Origin of the sequence: Leptospira congkakensis (genome assembly GCF_004770265.1) — a bacterium.
In the GTDB taxonomy this organism is placed as follows: Bacteria; Spirochaetota; Leptospiria; order Leptospirales; family Leptospiraceae; genus Leptospira_A; species Leptospira_A congkakensis.
Genome location: NZ_RQGQ01000014.1, coordinates 203,326 through 221,463 on the forward strand (window position 1 = coordinate 203,326; position 18,138 = coordinate 221,463).

15 protein-coding genes are annotated in these 18,138 nt (G+C 40.9%); 10 read left to right on the forward strand and 5 right to left on the reverse strand.

All coding sequences use genetic code 11. The annotated features are described in order from the left end of the window. The first annotated feature begins 53 nt into the window (after nt 1-53). Nucleotides 54-1,232: an AZOBR_p60025 family cell surface glycopolymer formation protein gene (locus tag EHQ70_RS10110; RefSeq protein ID WP_135586022.1), complete on the forward strand. Its 1,179-nt coding sequence runs from the start codon at nt 54-56 to the stop codon at nt 1,230-1,232. Next, nucleotides 1,229-2,053, forward strand: a complete 825-nt coding sequence (locus EHQ70_RS10115; protein ID WP_135586024.1) for a 1,4-dihydroxy-6-naphtoate synthase — start codon at nt 1,229-1,231, stop codon at nt 2,051-2,053. The genes EHQ70_RS10110 and EHQ70_RS10115 overlap by 4 nt, the downstream gene beginning before the upstream one ends. On the opposite strand, the gene EHQ70_RS10120 is transcribed toward EHQ70_RS10115, so the two are convergent. From EHQ70_RS10120 to EHQ70_RS10135, 4 genes are all read right to left on the reverse strand, one after another. Further along, a complete protein-coding gene (locus tag EHQ70_RS10120; protein WP_135586026.1) occupies nt 2,039-4,549 on the reverse strand; it encodes a discoidin domain-containing protein in 2,511 nt (836 codons plus the stop codon). The genes EHQ70_RS10115 and EHQ70_RS10120 overlap by 15 nt on opposite strands. Before the next feature lie 50 nt (nt 4,550-4,599). Further along, nucleotides 4,600-5,478, reverse strand: a complete 879-nt coding sequence (locus EHQ70_RS10125) for a helix-turn-helix domain-containing protein (protein ID WP_135586158.1) — start codon at nt 5,476-5,478, stop codon at nt 4,600-4,602. Between the two features lie 374 nt (nt 5,479-5,852). Then, a complete protein-coding gene (locus EHQ70_RS10130) occupies nt 5,853-6,674 on the reverse strand; it encodes a ParB/RepB/Spo0J family partition protein (protein ID WP_135586028.1) in 822 nt (273 codons plus the stop codon). After that, nucleotides 6,658-7,410 (reverse strand): ParA family protein, encoded by a 753-nt coding sequence (locus EHQ70_RS10135; RefSeq protein WP_135586030.1) that lies wholly within the window; start codon nt 7,408-7,410, stop codon nt 6,658-6,660. Before EHQ70_RS10135 ends, EHQ70_RS10130 begins: the two co-directional genes overlap by 17 nt. Before the next feature lie 229 nt (nt 7,411-7,639). On the opposite strand from EHQ70_RS10135, the gene EHQ70_RS10140 reads away from it, so the two are divergent. Continuing rightward, entirely contained in the window at nt 7,640-8,956 is a 1,317-nt protein-coding gene (locus EHQ70_RS10140) for a helix-turn-helix domain-containing protein (RefSeq protein WP_135586160.1), read from the forward strand. Nucleotides 8,957-8,958: 2 nt separating this feature from the next. Then, nucleotides 8,959-9,957, forward strand: a complete 999-nt coding sequence (locus EHQ70_RS10145) for a hypothetical protein (RefSeq protein ID WP_135586032.1) — start codon at nt 8,959-8,961, stop codon at nt 9,955-9,957. A gap of 22 nt (nt 9,958-9,979) precedes the next feature. On the opposite strand, the gene EHQ70_RS10150 is transcribed toward EHQ70_RS10145, so the two are convergent. Next, nucleotides 9,980-10,366, reverse strand: coding sequence for a hypothetical protein (locus EHQ70_RS10150; protein WP_135586034.1), 387 nt, complete (start codon nt 10,364-10,366; stop codon nt 9,980-9,982). Between the two features lie 120 nt (nt 10,367-10,486). On the opposite strand from EHQ70_RS10150, the gene EHQ70_RS10155 reads away from it, so the two are divergent. The 6 genes from EHQ70_RS10155 to EHQ70_RS10180 all read left to right on the forward strand — a co-directional run bounded on the left by EHQ70_RS10155 (nt 10,487) and on the right by EHQ70_RS10180 (nt 18,137). Next, on the forward strand, nt 10,487-10,918 hold the full coding sequence (locus EHQ70_RS10155; RefSeq protein ID WP_135586036.1) for a phosphatidylinositol phospholipase: 432 nt from the start codon (nt 10,487-10,489) through the stop codon (nt 10,916-10,918). Between the two features lie 869 nt (nt 10,919-11,787). Next, complete coding sequence (locus EHQ70_RS10160) at nt 11,788-12,003, forward strand: hypothetical protein (RefSeq protein WP_083901925.1); 216 nt, start codon at nt 11,788-11,790, stop codon at nt 12,001-12,003. 22 nt (nt 12,004-12,025) lie between these two features. After that, entirely contained in the window at nt 12,026-13,504 is a 1,479-nt protein-coding gene (locus tag EHQ70_RS10165) for an MBOAT family O-acyltransferase (RefSeq protein WP_135586038.1), read from the forward strand. Nucleotides 13,505-13,513: 9 nt separating this feature from the next. Beyond that, on the forward strand, nt 13,514-15,034 hold the full coding sequence (locus EHQ70_RS10170) for a hypothetical protein (protein WP_135586040.1): 1,521 nt from the start codon (nt 13,514-13,516) through the stop codon (nt 15,032-15,034). A gap of 36 nt (nt 15,035-15,070) precedes the next feature. Next, entirely contained in the window at nt 15,071-16,120 is a 1,050-nt protein-coding gene (gene asd / locus EHQ70_RS10175) for an aspartate-semialdehyde dehydrogenase (protein ID WP_135586042.1), read from the forward strand. A gap of 16 nt (nt 16,121-16,136) precedes the next feature. Continuing rightward, the gene (locus EHQ70_RS10180; protein WP_135586044.1) at nt 16,137-18,137 is read left to right on the forward strand and encodes a hypothetical protein; all 2,001 of its coding nucleotides are present in this window, start codon (nt 16,137-16,139) and stop codon (nt 18,135-18,137) included. Nucleotide 18,138 lies beyond the last annotated feature (1 nt).

Genomic DNA, 18,138 nt, shown 5'->3' on the forward strand with positions numbered 1-18,138 from the left:
TGTCAGAATCTTCGTAAAATTCCAGAGAAATTCCTTTCCGAATCTGTTAAATTTTGCAAAATGGAAGTGTGAAGCTACGCCATCTTTGGGTTCTGATTTTTTTGTTCGTTTTAGGAGTAGGGGGGCTCATTTACTTCAAAACGGCGCCCTATCAACATTCCTTGTCTGCTCTCATCGGGATTTGGGAAGGATTTTACGAAATCAACCCAAACTTAGTCGATTCAAATTTTGTAATCTACAAATCAGGTGGATATGATGGACAGTTTTTCTATTTTCTCGCAAAAGACCTGTTTGATTCTGGTGACTGGGGTCTTATCGTAGATTCTTACCACTTTCGATTCCATCGCATCGGACTTTCCCTTTTTTCCGGTTTTATTTCACATTTCATTGGATTCTCTTACTATCCAGCGATCACTCTTAGTTTTCTATTTTTGCTATTTTTTGTTTCTGTATTTTGTTTGTACTCTCTACTCCCAGAAAAATCAAAATGGTATGTTATTTTTTATTTATTCTCACCATTTTCATTAAACGCAAATTTACTCTTAGTTGCTGATTCTTTATTTGTCAGCTTTGGAATCATCGCATTTTACTTTTTTAAAAACAAAAAAGACTACTTGGCAGTTTTTTTCTTTCTCCTAATGGTTCTCACCCGTGAACTCGGAGTATTATTTCTTTTACCGATTGTTTTAAAAAACCTTAGCGAAAAAAAATGGGAAAAGATGATTCTTTATTCAATTCCAGGATTCGCATTTCTTTGTTTGGTGGGGTATGGATGGATCCATCCTCCTAACCATTTGGGAACCAACCCTCTTGGATTCAGAGATATGACAGACCTTCCTTTATTTGGATTTTTTAAAAGTTTCCAAGAAGGAGAGTCTTTTCAGTTCAAACTAAAAGAATTTCCAAAAATATTATTTTTTATCTCATTCCTAACTCTATCGATAACCAGCATCCAATCTCTAAAAAAATCATTTTCTACTGATATCTATTTACTGTTCCCCATTTTGGGGAGTTTGTTTGTCATACTCATTGCCGAGCAAGGGTATTGGAGATCCTTTGACAACCTCAGCCGAATGTTCACACTCATTCTGCCTTTTTCCTTACTTCTAAACGACGCCTTAAAAAGACCTTTTCTTCGTTTATTCCTTGGAATATCCATAACCTTATTTGTATTTTTTATCGTTCGAATCCTCTGGATCACACCCACAAAGGAGTATTTCTTAAGTCTATGATATCTCTCGCTTATTCACCATGCCCCAACGACACCTTTCTTTTTTACCATTTGATTCGAAATACCAATTACCCGGTAAAAGAAGAACTTTATGATGTAGAAAACTTAAACGAGTTTGCTTTCCAAGGCAAGTTTCCGGTCACAAAACTTTCGTTTGCTGCCTATTTCCATATTATAGAAAAATACATTCTATTAGAAACTGGTTCTGCATTAGGAAGAGGTTGTGGCCCGATCGTTGTCAGAAAAAAAAATACAAAAACAGACCTTAGTAATTATAAAAATTTATACGTTCCAGGTCTTTTGACCACAGCGAATCTTCTTCTTTCTCTCCATATGGACGGAAAACAAAAACCAACTCCACTTCGTTATGATGAGATCATACCAAAAGTACTTAGTGAAGAAAATAGTCTTGGTGTCATCATTCACGAAGAACGATTTACCTACGAAGCAAGAGGAATGGAAAAGGTTGTGGATCTTGGAGAATGGTGGGAAAGTTCCACGGGATATCCCATTCCCTTAGGTGCCATAGCAATCCGCCGCGACATCCCCCGTGACGAAGCCTTAAAGTTCCAATCCAATCTTAGAGACAGTTTGAAGGCAGCATATTCAGAACCAAAAGAAATGATGGATTATATCCGAACCAATTCGCAAAACAAGGAAGATGCGGTAATCAAATCCCATATCGATTTGTATGTAAATGATTTTACAAAAACTTTAGGGGATGAAGGTCACGGTGCAGTAGAGTATCTTCTCAAACGTGCGGTTGAGGCAGGTTTCATTTCAAAACCCACCTCACTTCCGTTATTTTTAGGAGAAAGTTAACATACAAAGGATATTTCCTTTGTCTCGTTTACAAGCTTCAATCGCTTTTGCTACAAGCATCCCAGGTTTCAGTTTTGTAGGATCTGCCTTTACTGCATGACCAGAAGAAAGCCCTGATACCAAAAGATCCCCTGGATAAATAGGAACCTGTGTTGCATCCACATGGATTTTTGTGATTCCAAGTAAAGCCACGAGCACATACTCCACAGCCTTTTCCTGTTTTCCAAACACAACATGAGCGTTTGTTACACAAACTCCAATCACATTTGTAGAGTAGGGGTGTTTCGATCTTCCAAGAACACCTGGTTCTTCTGTTGCCACAAGAAGGTCACCCGCAGTCACAACATCTTTCCCATCCAATCGAAAGTAACGAGCAATACATTCCTCACCACCTTCTTTTGTGATACGAAGATTTCCTTCGAACAAGGACTCTCCATTGGCATAAATTGCTTTCCCTGATCCAGAAAGTTCCAATTCAGGAATTCCTTTTCCATCTACAACAAGTGCAAAATCGGACTGAGATAAAAATCGTCCCCCTGGCGCCGTAGTTCCGGCACCTAGGATTCCTGCGGATTGTTTCGAATCTTTTCCTTTAGAAATCCCGTATACACCAACAGAATCGCCAAATCCAGACACTCCAATCCCTGAAGACACTCCAGAAACTCCAGTTCCTAGTTTTGTATTTTTTCCATAAATGACAGCATCTTTACTTTGTGGAGGCACAAATCCTTTTGAAGAACCTTCTGCCTCTCCGGTAATTTTCAAAAGCCCTGTATGAGAATTAAAATCATGTTCTTTTTCTGCATAAGGGTGTGTATGTGGTTTCGGATCTCTTTTATCAGATAACCTTGGATCATCTGATAACACCACCTTACCAGGGATAGACTCTCCATGGTTTGCAAGTAACACAATCCCGGCATCCTCAAATCCGGCTTTTGCCAATCGTTTGTCATTTCCTTGGACAACGGCACCTGGTTTGGTTTCGCCTGAGTGAGCAAGTTGTACGATTCCGTGTAATTCGGTATTTGCATGTTTTAGGCGTTTGTCATTTGCCTGCACAACAGTGTTTGGTTCTTCCCCACCATTGGGTGCCAGTTGTACAATCCCTTTGGAAGTGTTTGTGGCATCTCTAAGTCTTGGATCATCACCAGTAACAACTTTATCAACGGCAACTTCACCAGAATCAGCAAGTTGCACAAGACCTATGGATTTTTTAGTAGCAACTCTCAAACGAGAGTCATTCCCTTGGATTACAACTCCAGGACGAGTTTCGCCGTCTAACGCAAGCTCAACGATTCCAGGATGATCAGTAGAGGCAGTTCGTAAACGTTCATCGTCTGATTGCACCACAAGCCCAGGCCTTGCCTCTCCACTTCTTGACAACCTGACCAGACCATGTGTGAGTTCAGTGGCGATTTTTAGGCGTTTATCATTTCCTTGAACCGCAACACCTGGTTTTTCTTCCCCGTCCGATGCTAATTCCACAATTCCACGATATTCGGTAGTGGCATCACGAAGGCGTCTGTCATTTGCCTGCACAACAACACCTTCTTTCACTTCACCATCAACCGCCAAACGAATGATTCCCGAACGAAGAACGGAAGCGTAGGGAAGGGGTTCCCTTGTTGGCCCACCATAATCTTTTTTGTCAGGACTAGAATACAGTTCGAGTTCTATAACTTCGGTAATATAATCTTTTTTATTGGGTTGTTTTTCTTGGAAAAAAACCAATTTCAAATATCGTAAGTTTACCGCAGAAAATCTCCATTTGTACCAAGTACCAGGCTCCGATAAAAAGAAATTCTCTTCATGTAACTGATGCCAGGTGATATCGTCTTCACTATAATAAGTAACAAACCGTTCTGGAAAATTGGTATTAGGATCATTTTTTGTGAGCATTCGCATCTCTTCGATGCGGTTCACAGAACCCATATCCAAAATCAAATATTCGTCTTCTGGTTCTTCCTTCTTTTTCGAGGACCAACCATAATCTGGCCTTGTATCAAAAAGATTTTCTTTTACATACAAGCGGTCCAATTCCGAACTTGCTTGGATGGATTGGATCCCTGTGATGAGAATTTTTAACTGACCAAAACTAATCCTGTTTTTACCGTTACTTGCTTTTCTGGAAATTTTAGATACAAACTTCACATAACGAGCGCTAGTAAGCGAAAAAAGCCATTTGGCTGAAGTTTTAAATGACTTCCGAAAGGATGATTCCTGTAAAATTGGCTCCCAATACTTTCCGTCATGAGACAATTCAAACCGAAACGAATCAGGAAAAAAATCTAAACCATCTTTGCCCGGTAAAAGTTCGATTCCGTTAAAATAAACAACATCGTCAAATTTGAAGATAATAGAAGAAAGGGAAGACTGATCCTTTTCTTCAAAAAAGGATAAAAATTCGTCGTTTTTGACTTCGTAAGTTCCTGAGGTGGAAACTGATTTGATAGGCAGAGAATAGGGGTGGCTTGTGCGGATTAAATGATCTTTCATTGCGCTTTGTATGCTGATTCCTTCCAAAAATTACCGTTTTTCTATCCAGTCTATCGAATTTCGCTGAGGCGTGACCCTTCTTCTTTTTCTGAAAATACGACAAGGACTGCTGGTTTGACCTTTTCCGTAAAATACATCTGCACAATTTGGCGGAGATGTCCCTGGAGAGGGGAGGTCACGATGATCACATTCCCATCTGTCTGCACTTGCATTCGTTCCAATTGGTTCCAGGAAGATTGAGTCAGCTCTTTACTGGCCCAGGATAAAAAACCCGCCCAAGAAGCCGGATGAGAAACCAATTCTTCCATCGGAGATTTCTGCTCAGTTTTAAGCATTTCTTGCCGTTGAGAGGAGACAAGTTCTCGGCAGATTGATTGTACATAAGATGCATTCGATTCCATATGTAAAGAAACAGCCTTTTTATAAGCTTCTAGCGCAATCTCCGGCCCAAAGAGTTCGACTAAAGTTTCGAATGCTTTTTTCTCCTCCCTTTCCTTGCCCATTTCCGAAGTGGCCGGTACATTGTTTGTATTGGATATAGTTATATTAATATGGTTAGGGGTTCCATCCGCACCCCCCTTGCTACTGGGTTTCGAACCCTCAGAGGCGCTCATTTCGAGATCCCTGAGGAGTGGGTTTGTATCCCCCAGAGGGGTAATTCTGGAACCCTCATAGTGGAAGGAGAAATGGTATCTTGTCGAGGTTCTTCCACTGCCTGGAACTTGGTAGAGTAGGCCTGCCTGGGTAAGTTCTTTTTTGGCCGAAACAATCGACTTTTTTGTTTTGAATCCTGTTAGCCTCATCAATGTTTCTGTACTGGGCCAAACGGGTTTGAAGTTGTAGTCACTGAATTTCAATAGAACAGGGTAGAGTGTTTTGGCGGCATGAGATAGCTCTGCCCAAACACCTGAATCTATGATGTCGGTCATCAGTCGGATATAGGGATGCCGCTGGTCGCTCACAAAAGCTCCTCCGCTTTTCTGCAAAAATTAAACCAAATTTAAGCAAATTTTACGAAGGAGTTGACATTATCTGACATAATGTTAATTATGTCTCATCCAACAACATTCCTTCGGGAAACCCCGACCCCCTGGAACACCAGGGGAATTTTTTTATATTTCGGGTTGGGATACTACAGATCCCACGTCTCTTGGGTCTCAAGAAACGTTTGCTCAAACTCAAATCACTTTAATTATGTCACATTATTGTCGGATTCCGGCAGATGTCAAGTTCGTACAGCAATTTTCACCGCAAGTGCTAAAATTTTTTTCCTAAGTACTTGACTGCTTAGTACTTGTCTGGGTTATGCCGAGTCCCCATATTTTTTTACCAATTCTTTGCGGATGAATTTATAGATATCACCTAACAGAATTTCATCATCCGACAAGATTTGGATTCCTGTCCCTGTTCTCCGAATTTTATACCCGGACAAGGTTTGGTTTTTTGAAGAATTCGACTCACCCGATTTGGTTTGTTTATTGAAATCTTTGGCGTCCCTGACGGTTTTGAGAGCCCCTTTGTGGAAGAGGGTTAAGAACTCATCCAAACTTCCTTTTTTTGCTGCCTGGGCTGCCTGAACCAAAAGGTTCTTATTGTAGATTTCGTTTTTTTTGCATTTATCGAGGTCCTCTTTGGACATCGAAGTGATGGAGAGCACCTCCGTCATATAACTCCGACTTTTCCCAAAAAGGTCACCCAATTCTTGGTCCGTGTAGTTATGGGAATTTTTAAGAAAGAGGAGGGCATCCACTTCTTCATAGGGAGAGAGGTTTTCCCTTTGTAGGTTTTCGATGACAGCTAGTTTATAAATTTCTTTATCGGGTCGGTTTAAGATCTTACATTCGATTTCGGACCAACCCAATGATTTGGCGGCATGGTAGCGCCTTTCTCCGGCGATGATTTTGTAGCTGCCTTCTCTTTCCCCTTTGGAAACAATGATGGGTTGTAAAAGTCCATCGGCCTTTAGGGTCTGGGCAAGTTCTTCAATTCCCTTTTTTCTTTCCTGTCTTGGTTGGTGTTCGGAAGGTTGGATTTTGTCCATCCGAATGGTGCGAATTGTCCCATCCAAATTTTCAGCTTGGTAGATGTCAGCGAGAGTTCCGAGGCGTTTACTTTTTAAGCTCATTTAAAACCTCCTCAATAAATCCTTCATACTCTTGGGACTGTCTGGAAGTCCGGTTGTAATCATAGACAGATTTTTTTGCGAGATGACTTTCGCCAATGGCCACTCCGTCCGAAATCGTGTGTTCAAAGATACGGAAGTATTTTGTCAAAACGGGAAGGATGGTTTTTGTGAGTAAGGTCTGGGGTTTGAGTTGGGTGATGAGAGCCCCCAAAATTTCCAGGTCAGGGTTGATCCTTTTTTTGATCGAGGAAATGGTTTGTTGTAAACCCATGATTCCATCCATCGAGAATTTCTCTGCTTGCAGAGGGATGAGAACGTAGTTCGCCGCCACCAAACTGTTCACCGTAAAAATAGAAAGGGAAGGGGGGCAATCGATGATAACAAAATCAAAATCTTTCACTCCAGAAAGGGAGTCTCTTAGGATATAGGGAGCCTCTACTGAGTTCACAGAAACTGTTTCCATTTCCGCCAAACGCATGCTAGATGGGGCGACCCACAAATATTTGTTATATGCAGGGGCAATGATGTCTTTCAGGCTAGTGGCATTTTGGAAAAGGTGGGCTAGGTCCTTCTCGACAGTTTCTGGGTTCAGAAAAATTCCTGTAGAATTTGCCTGGGGGTCCATATCAATGAGTAAGGTCTTATGATTCCGACGGGCGAGACCCATGGCAAGATTCAAAGAAGTAGTGGTTTTTCCTTCTCCGCCTTTTTGGTTTGCAACTGCAATCGTAATCATCTGTCTCTTTTTCCCTTCCCAAATGGTATGCTTTCTTGTCGAAAATTTGGGATCAATTGTATTTTTAGAATGGAGCAAAAAAAGGGTTTTTTGGTCTCTTCTCTCTCCATTGTCGGACATCCGACATACTGAAAATTAGCAAAAACTATCTCCTCTGTTTGCGTCGGACATCCGACATTCAAATAGGTACGTACTTGACAAAGTGATTAAATTTAAACAGTTTCATAACATGTCTTCTCAAGCGATTCCCCTGCTTGCCTCTGAAAAAACGGGCAAGGATTGGATGGATTCTGTCCTCCCAATTTTGTGGGAAGGGCTATGTACGGAACTTGGATTCTCTGCAGGTGTCGTTGTTTTGAAAGCAGAGGAAGAAGATTCTTTTTATGAATCTGCCAGTTTCGGATATGGAGAAGATGGGTTTTATTATTCGTTCCTGAACCGTGGTTCCGAACATTGGGAGGAACTGATGCACTCCCCAGAACCTGTCTTTTTTTCTGGAACTGAGTTCGAACTTTTCGGAAAAAAAACAAATGCTTTTGCCATTCGAATCTCATCTCAAAAATTTGAGATCGGATTTTTATTAGCGGAATTGGAGGAGGCAAACACTCTTCCTTTCGGAATTTTCTTAAGTCTTTTTGCAGACAAGATCGGGAACGAGTGGGGAAAAACAAAACCTAATCTTGGAATTCGGGAATCGATTCGAGAAGGAAATTCGCACTCTTTATACCACAAAGAAATCCCTAATTTGGAATTGGCCCAAAGGGAATTTGCCAACCAAAAAATCCTTACCATCCTTGGCCCCGCGGGATCGGGTAAAAAAACTTTGGCAAAATGGATCCACCAATCCCATCTCCCGGGAGCTCCTTTTCTAGTTGTAGAATCACTACCAGACCATTTTGGAAAATTGGAAAAAGCCCTCTCAAATTGGGGGAGTGAATCCAAACAGGGGAGTCTGGTACTTACGGGAATCCAATCCCTCAATTTGGGGCAACAGCAGATTTTGTCCGATTGGTGGTCCAAGTCAGGATATTCCGGATCACTTTTTCTACTTGGTTCTGAAGAAACGAGCCAAGAATTATTGCCAGAGTTTGAAAGATTTTTGCGAAAAAATTCGTTGGTACTACCATCGCTTAGGTTCCTTCCGAAAGCAAAATTGTTAGATTTAGTTCAGGCCATATTCGAAGAATTGTGTAGTTCTCAGAATCGGTCCGGATTGCAATTGGGGGATCAAAGTTTGCAAGAATTGGTTTCCAGAGCGTATGCGGAAAATTTCACAGACCTCCGAAATGCCATTCTCACTGGGATTTTGACCTGCCGTACAAATCAGGTAGAACCTGCAGATTTAGAACCAGGAAAATCCAGAATGGATTTGGAGATTCCCGATGCCGAAGATTTAGACTTGCGGCGTGGAACAGAGGCCTTAGAAAGGCAGAAGATTCTTCTGGCTATGCGGATCTTTTCGGGCAACCAAATCCGGATGGCAAAGGCCTTAGGTATTTCAAGGGGATCCCTTCAGTATAAAATGAAACAGCTTGGTTTAATGTAAAGATGGATGATACTGTTTACGAAGAAAGGAAAACCCCTGCCGGTTTTCTTGTCAAGGTTCGACTCTCCAAGCTGACCTACGTCGTTTTCGCCGAATCCGGCCCAGAAGTTCCCAAAGGCGCCAGAAACAATTCCATAGTTGTCAACGTCCCTCGGGTTGGGTTTTTTGGAGATGATTTCGATGTCTCCCATTTCCATTTGGGAGAACTTTCCTTTGTCAATGTCAAAGCGGGAAAACTCGTGATCCCCTACCAACATGGATTTTCTAACGAAATCAAAACCATCTATTTGGGGACGGGAAGTCTGAGTGATGTCCTGCCTGTGGTCATTTATCATTATAAAAATAAAGAAGAGTTGATGGCAGCCTGGGAGCGAGGGGAACATGCTCAGTTTTTAGTGGTCGATGAAGAAATTCCTCGATCGGACATGGTTTCCTTCAAAATCAGATATCCCAGTATGAACATCCTTGTGATCAAAAAAAGGATCAATACTTCTGCGGAATCACAGTCACCAAAAACGGATGAATCCAAAGACAAGGGTGTAGTCGATTACGACAAGGTTCGCGCCACCGATGTTGCCAAAAACCAGAACCTAAATACTTACAGCGAAAACCCCGTATTTTTAGCAAGGATCCATCTCCGAGCTATGGAGTTGGATAAGGTAAAACAACTCCTTCTCGACTTCCATCTTTCTTCTGATGATGTTATGTTCATCCGAACCTTCTTGGATGTGATGATCAAAAACGAATTAAAAAAACCAGAATTGGATGTGGTAAAACCACAGCTCATTGCGATGACGGAAGCTTTCCGACTAGCCGTTCTGATTTTAGAATTCAAAGTGGAAGACTTTGAGAAAGAATTGGACTCAGGTTTCTCAAAAGAAATCTCAAATATGATCTATGCACTCCTTGCTAAGGAACAAGAGACCGCCCAAGACCTGGAGCACGAAATTGTTCTCTGGGAATGGAAACTTCGAGTTCGTTCTCGGATCTTAAAAAAATAACCAAAATCGCCTAAAAAAAGCTTTATTTTTCCCTGATTTCGGTGAAAACTGAGGATAATCCTATGGTTTTTCCTAAAAAAATAAAAAAACTGGCACAAAAGTTGCAAAAGGTGACCCTTTTGGCTTTGCTCACTGTTTTTTTTATTTTTCCTGCTTCTGGTCTTTTGGCAGAGGAAGCGGATCTACCGGTCATCATTCCTAATGACGAACTTCTCACTCCCATAGAACTCCGTGATGGATTGGTTTTTGAAGTAGTGGTTTCTGAAGAAAGTGAATTTGCACTCCATGAAAATTCTTCTTCCGAATCGCAGGTGGAAGATTCTTTCCATCTCTCTAGTTTTTCCAAAACAAAATCGGCAGCCACTTTGGCCATCGCTGAAAACGTGAAAGATTTTAGCCATGATTCCAAACCAGTTTCCCAAATCAGAAATTTTGGACTCTGTGAAGGTGCTTCTCTTTTTGAGAATGCTCTTCGGCATTCCGAGGTAAAATCGATTGCCAGCCTAGGACTTTTTGGTTTTCTGGGGATATGTCTCAGCCGAAGCGAGTTGCCTTCCAAAAATTTCTCAATGCCATGCGAAAACTCTCTACTGAAGTCAATGACTCAGAGATCTGCAAACGATTGGAAATTCTTATGGCAACCAGTAAGGATGACCTCCCTTTGGCTCATGTCAACCAGCTCCTCCAGGATGCTAAAAACTTCGATCCAAAGACCATTCCGGAACCATACACACAGTATGTCCGACACTTCATCTACATGGTCAAACGCAATGGAAGGGTTCCTAATGACCTTCTCTCCCTCTCCGGAGGGGATGAAGACAGAACTGGTGGTGACCGCTCTCCCAAGTCTGCAAAGAAGCAGTCGGCAGTTCAGTCCAAATCCAAGCACAGTACCTCTAAATCCTCAAGTCCTGTAAAGAAGGGGAAATCTTCCCCCAAATCCACTTCTAAAAAGTCCTGAAATAGCTAAATTCTTCTCTAAAGAAAACCACCCTGTGCGCAGCACAGGGTGAATTCTCGTTTTTCCATCCCTAGGGGACATACCATCAGATTTATCGAAATTGACCATTTTTAAGCACTTATTGCTCTTCCTCTATCGCTTTTGCTCATTCTAAGTAAATCGGCTCCAGAATCTTGACGAAACTGCCAAAATTTAGGCATTTACCAACCAGGATCAAATATCGGGATAACTGTCCACCATGGGACACCTAACAAGTGTTTCATTTTCTTTGGCCGTTCGCATCTGGGCACCTACTGTTCCTGTATGGGCGACCAAACATGGTCATGCCAGCCGATTGGCAGCCAAGAAGAGGGCAATTCACTTGCTGCCCGAATTTCGTCTATTTCTTTGGCTGCCCCTCAGAGTCTCAAGCAAGACCTGAACTAGCGGAGCAAAATCCATATAAAAGAATTCATCTTGTACTGGGTGCAGTCGGATGCCTGGGGATGGGCAGTTCGGAAGCACTCAGAAACCGCAGCAATTGGCCTTTGTTTTCGGGACCAATTCAGTAGGAAGGGGAAAAACCGTCCAAAACCAAATTTCGGCCCGTAGGAGGCACAGGGGGAATTTGTAAGGCTGTTTACCCTAAGATTTAAGAAAAACAAAGAAAGGAGTGGCCAAATTAGGGCATTTATCCCTCAAACTACCAAATCTTTGGCTGCAAAACAAGAGGACAAAGAGGCTTCAAGCAATAGCGATTAATTGTCCAAAAACTAGTATAAAAGCTGCCAAAAAGTCATGTGTATCGAAATTGCATATGTATGTAAAAATGGCAGGGAATTGAATATTGGTTGCCAGGCAGGAGTATCCGACCCACCGTTCTTTTTTATATGGCGGAAACGATACGGCTTAGGGTAAAATGTCACGCTTGTTCCAATTTGATTGAAGGAACGGCCAAATACGGGTCTGGGCACTTTGTTCCAGAGGGGATAGTCTTTGATTTTGTGGCTGTAGGTAAGGTGGAAGGGGCGCAGGGAAGAAGAGTTAAGGCGGAAGTCACTTGCACCTGCCCCAATTGTGGCGTAAAATGCAAGTACAATGTTTAATTGATTAAAAATAGTCAATAATATGCTCTTTAATTCGGCAACGTTTGCTCTTTTTTTTATCGGGTCCTTGTCTGTTTGGCTGCTCTTATGCAATAGGTTGCCCAAAAAAAGTTCGTGGTTCGCAGGAAATTACTCACAAAAAAGATTAATATTAGTCATTTATCTGATTAGCGTTAGCTCTATATTTTATTGTTTTTGGAATCCAGCTTATCTGCTCCTGTTAGTTTGGATTGCTTTTGTAGATTTTTGGCTAGCTCTAGCCTTAGGAAGGATTGATACTCCTCTCTTTCGCCAACTTATTTTGGCAATTTCGCTGCTAAATAGCCTAGGAATCCTTCTTTTCTTTAAATATGGGCACTTTATCGCCGAAAATTGGGCAAATGTTTTTGGTGGCTCTTCATTGGATGTAGAATTTTGGAGTCATTGGCTTCTCCCTGTGGGGATTTCTTTTTACACATTCCAGTCGATTTCCTATCTGGTGGATGTTTACCGGAAAGAATTGGAGCCTGAGAGGAAGTTTTCATCCTATTTGCTCTTTCTTTCGTTTTTCCCACAGTTGGTTGCGGGCCCAATCGTCACGGCCAAGTCTTTTTTGCCCCAAATTCGTAGGCCTCTCCCCTTCCTGAAAACTCCTGTTCTTTTCGCTGTATTTCTCATATTGTTAGGGTTGTTTAAAAAAATGGTAATTGCGGACCATTTGGCCGAAACTTCAGACTTTGCATTTACTCACACCGCAGACATATCCACGAAAGCACTTTGGATTGGTATGTTTTCCTATTCCTTTCAGATCTATTGTGACTTTTCAGGTTATACTGATATTGCCCAAGGCGCGGCACTTCTATTTGGGTTCCGTTTGCCTGAGAATTTTAAGATGCCTTATCTATCCAGTGGGTTTTCAGAGTTCTGGACTCGTTGGCATATTTCTCTTTCCCAGTGGCTTAAAAAATATGTCTACATCAGCCTTGGTGGGAATCGTGTGAGTCAGCTTTTCACTTATCGAAATTTATTTCTTGTGATGGCAATCGGTGGATTTTGGCATGGGGCCTCTTGGAATTTTTTTGTCTGGGGGGCAAGCCACGGTTTTTTGCTCATTTTGGAAAGATGGGCACTTGTTGGGTCTAGAGTTTGGAACGTAGCTTGGATGAGGCCCGTTCGTATCCTGATTACATTCCTCTTAGTAAGTTTTCTTTGGATTTTCTTTAGAAGTAGTGATTTTACAAGTTCTCTGTCCTACCTACAGGGTCTTTTCACCAAAAAAGAGGGTTTTTCTCTTCCTTATACTTTTGAAATGACTTTTGTTTACTGTTTGTTTTTTATTTTGATAGGTCATGTATTGGGGAATTTGTATTTTAATGACAATAAGCAGTTGTTAGGTGAGTTTAAAAAACTAGAAAATTCCTTAGGAAAAACGGCAATTTTTGCCGTTTTGACTTCGATTTCCCTTGTTTTGATTGTTTTGTTTTCGGCCGATAGCAAACCTTTTGTGTATTTTGTTTTTTAAGGAGATAATATGAAACAAAGGATATTATTTATATGTTTCTTTCTTATTTCCTTATTTGCCCTAGACTTTTTGATTTTTAAAAAACTTCAGTTTTTGTTGCCGAACGAATCTCCTTGGAATACCAATCATTTCTTTAATTTTTTATATGAATATGAAAGGATTCGAAACCTTCCCAAAACAAAAAAAAGAATCATCATTGTCGGAAGTTCTGTTGCTTACTATTCGATTGACTCTCGTAAATTAAGGGAGTCTTTGCAGAAAGATTATGATTTGGATGTGGATGTTTTTTATTTAGCTTATGCCGGAAATAGCCCACTTTATGTGTATTTGTTGCTAAGCTGGTTGGATCCATTAGAGCCGGATCTTGTTGTGTACCCTGTCAATTTTATTGATTATCGCCTTCACCGAACTTACGTTATATTTCCTGAGGGGAGGAATGATTCTGTAGACGAGTCGGTAGTTGTTAGAGACGCCCTTACCTTTGGAGAAGCACCCCAGTCTTTGTGGGTATTCCCTTGGGAGACCTTAAAAGAAGTTGGTTCTTCGATGGATTGGGATACCTGGTCTCGTTATGTAGTTTCTTCTGGATTTTCCTTCTATCGTTACAAAGATATTTATCTACAAAATTTGCAAAATTTAATCCAACATCGGTTTGGACGAAATACCAGCTATCATGCTTATGCAGGAGTCGACATTCCTGAGGGAATTAGTGGCCTCGGTTGGACAGGTCAAAAATTTAGTTTTTTCCCAACAGAAAAATTGAAAAACAAAGGATTTTGGGTTGAGGTAACTCAGTTCCTTCTAGGTGGAAAACCATGTCGGATGGAAATTTCCAATGGAATCACTCGCCAAGAAATTTTCCTCACCCGTGAAGGTTGGGTCAAACTCCACTTGGATCCAAAATTCTTCCAAGATAAAAAGTTAATCACAGCAAAACTAGAGCGGGTTTGGTATGCCTATCAGGCAACCGGTTCCTATTTGGATTATCATTTTGATCCTATGGGTGTTCGGTTGGAACAAACTTTTGGACTCGAAAAAGCGAAGTCCGGAATCCAATACGAAAGGGAACCGAGAACCGAGGACTTTCGGTATTCAGGAATGAAAGATGAAGAATATCGTAAGTATTTCCATTACCGATTGCTTGAGGGACTTGAGAAACGACCTGGAATAGGTTACCTCGTTGCCTTAAAATTGGCAAAAGAAAGAATTCGTGAGGAAAACTTTCGACCTTATTTTCACTTTCGGTATCTCAAAAAAATTGCAGATCATTTTCGAGAGAGAAATGTTCGTTTTTTACTCATCAACAATCCAGAAAGTCCTATCTCACTGGATTGGTATGAAGACTCTCCGTGGTATAAGGATCACTTGGCCTATCTGGAATCTTTGGCGGGTGGGTCCGCATATTATTGGGACATACACCGAAGTTTGCCGATGCAGGGTTTTTCGGACTTCCACCATTTCACTTATCTCGGAATGGAACAAATGAATCCGATTTATGCTAAAAGAATTGGAAATCTCTTTCCGAAATAGGATGTTTTTCAATCCTTACATTAGATAAGGAATTTTATGGAAAAAATTAAAGTTGGAGTCCTGGGAGCAACAGGTTCCGTCGGTCAAAGATTCATTCAACTTTTGGAGAATCACCCTTATTTCACGGTGACTCATTTGGCAGCTTCTGAAAAAAGTGCCGGCCAAACTTATGGTGAGGTTATGAAATCTCGTTGGAAGATTTCATCCGATATCCCTGCTTACGCGAAAGACATTATCATTACTTTACCAAATCCCGAAGTGACCAAGGGCGTGCAACTCGTGTTCAGCGGTCTTGATGCATCGATTGCTGGAGAAGTGGAAACTGCATATGCAGAAGCAGGAGTGATGGTCCTTTCTAATTCAAAGAATCATAGAATGGTTCCCAATGTTCCCATTCTTTCTGCCGAAGTGAATGCACATCATTTGGATGTTTTACAAGCACAGAAAACCAAAGGTAAAATCATTACCAATTCCAATTGTACGATTATGGGTGTTACCATTTCATTAAAACCCTTAATGGATGCCTTTGGTTTAAAGTCTGTTATGTTATTTTCTATGCAGGCCATTTCGGGAGCAGGATACCCAGGGGTTCCAACCATGGACATCCTTGGGAATGTGGTTCCTTATATTGGTGGTGAAGAAGACAAAGCAGAAGTGGAACCACAAAAATGTTTGGGAACGGTTGAGGCTGGAATCATCAAACCAGCGGGTTTTAAAATTTCTGCTCATTGCAATCGTGTTCCTGTTTTTGACGGACATACGGTTTGTGTTTCTGTTTCCTTTGATAAAAAACCAAAAAAAGAAGAGATTCTTAAGGTTTGGGCCGATTTTCAAGGGGAACCGCAGAAATTGGGATTGCCGTTTGCACCAAACCAAGCTATTCTCTACCGCGAAGAAAATGATAGGCCCCAACCACGTCTGGATTTAGAGACGGGAAGAGGAATGACTACTGTAGTCGGAAGACTTCGGGAAGATCCAATTTTGGATTGGAAATGGGTAGTGCTTTCGCATAACACCATTCGAGGTGCGGCCGGTGCTGCGATTTTGAATGCAGAGTTATTGTACAAAAAAGGATTTTTTAACTAAGGAACTTACTCGGTAAATGTTAGATCCCAACCTCCCTGAATTAAAAGTAATGGATTACACCGCCTGTCTCCAAAAGGTACAGGCTATGGATTCACGGGGGGATTTTTCCTATAAAGGGATCTATAAAGTTTTATTAGTAATCTTTGAGTGGACAGATAAGTTTTTACAAAACAAAGTTTTGCCCAACGTAGAACAAATTGAACGTGATAGTTCGATTGATCGTGATCGTACGGAAAGTTATGTCATCGATCTGAGTTATAAACAAAATCCGGCCATTATTAGAAAAATGAACGTGTTGGAATTTCACCCGAATGAACCCGGGGATCCTGAAAATCCAAAAACCTTTATCAAACACAATACCGTATTTGCAAGACCCACAACCTCTGATGGGGGAACCGCTTTTCGTTATGCGTTGGGCTTGAATGAACTTTCTACTTCGGCCATCAAAGGATGGTTTAACGAAAAAAGAAAGTATGTTGGTAAAGAAAAAATGCGCAAAGTAATCAAAGCGGCTGTGGATTCTAACAGGTTGTTTGATACTTATGCGTCTACGGAAATTGGGAACCTGTTCCAATGCCCTTATGACAAAACAAAAGTACAAAAGGATGCAACTATCATCATCCATTTGAAACCAATTTTAAAACAATTGGTAGATGATAAGATTTTGTTTTTCTTTCGCAATGACTCTGCCTCAAGACCTGCAAACAAAAGTGTTTTTTTATACAACCGGCCATCGGAAATTGCAGATCGTTATGATGGTTATATTGATTATACAAAAAACACAATTTATCCCGCCCTAAAAAATTTAGGAGTGATGGGCGAAGTCACCGAAGACTCTTGGAGTTCTCCTCGTAATCTTTTGACAGAAATTAAAGGATATATGAATGATTCTTATGGAGATCAAAAAACTCTGATTGAAGAGTGTTTGGTTCTCAATGAGATTATTGAAAAAGATAAAGAAAGAGAAGAAAAACAAAAACGCAAACAACAAATCGATGATTTGATGGCATTTTTGGCTGAAGCAGGCCGTATTGTTGAAGTAAACTTACTTCGTGTGAGTGGGGAACCTTTGACTGATGAGTTCCGTGCTTCTCTTTTATCGCAACCAGAACTTTTGTATACTGAGTATGCTGATAATAAAATTTATAATGAATTTATCCTTCATAAATCTTGTATCCCGCAGGCCATTGAATCTGCCAAAAGAACTTTTCAGATCAAACATTCTGATTTAGAAATTCGTGTTCTAAACCAAATGAATGTGACTCTTCATTTGAATGACGAAAGTCCAAAACGTTTATTGGAAGAAATCGAAGCACAAAGCCTTTTCCAGTTCCTTCCGTTTTTTACAAGAATTTGGCGAATGATTATGGGCAGTATGGTGGTTCATAAGTTTGAAATCCCTCCGATCAAAGCAAGATTGCAACAGCAACTAAACAGAGATTTGGCGAGTCAAAAAGTTAAAAAGATCTCTCAAGAAAAAGACCGACTTGTAAAGGCACGTTTGAAAGAACGGGAAGAGGCCGAAAAAGACGCAGAAAAAAAATCCAAACAGTCACACCAGGCGGAGGCATCTACTGCCGGATTTAATGGTGGCGAAGAGGATTCAGAACCAGTCAAACAAGGGAGTCCTGAAGAAGAGAAAAAATGGAAAGAATCCATTGAATCTATCATTCGTATTTTGGATGAAGCTTGGGAATTTGGAGTGTATCCTGATCGTGAGTATGTACTTTCTAAATTGAACGGAAAGTTTACAGAAGAGAATTTGATATTTTTCTTAAAGAAATTTGGCGGAAAAGAAATCTATAGTTTTCCTATCCGAAACCAAAGAGAAAAATTCCCTTGGCCGATCCTTGTTTCTACAGGGTATCTAAAACGACATGGCAAAAAACTTTTTGATAAAGTGAAAGCTGAGAGTGACCGCCAACGAAGCGAAAAATTTCCAAACCAAGAGAAATTCGACATTGCAGAATCGCAATTAGACTTTCTGAATAGAATCTTACCCCGGTTAAAACCTTAAA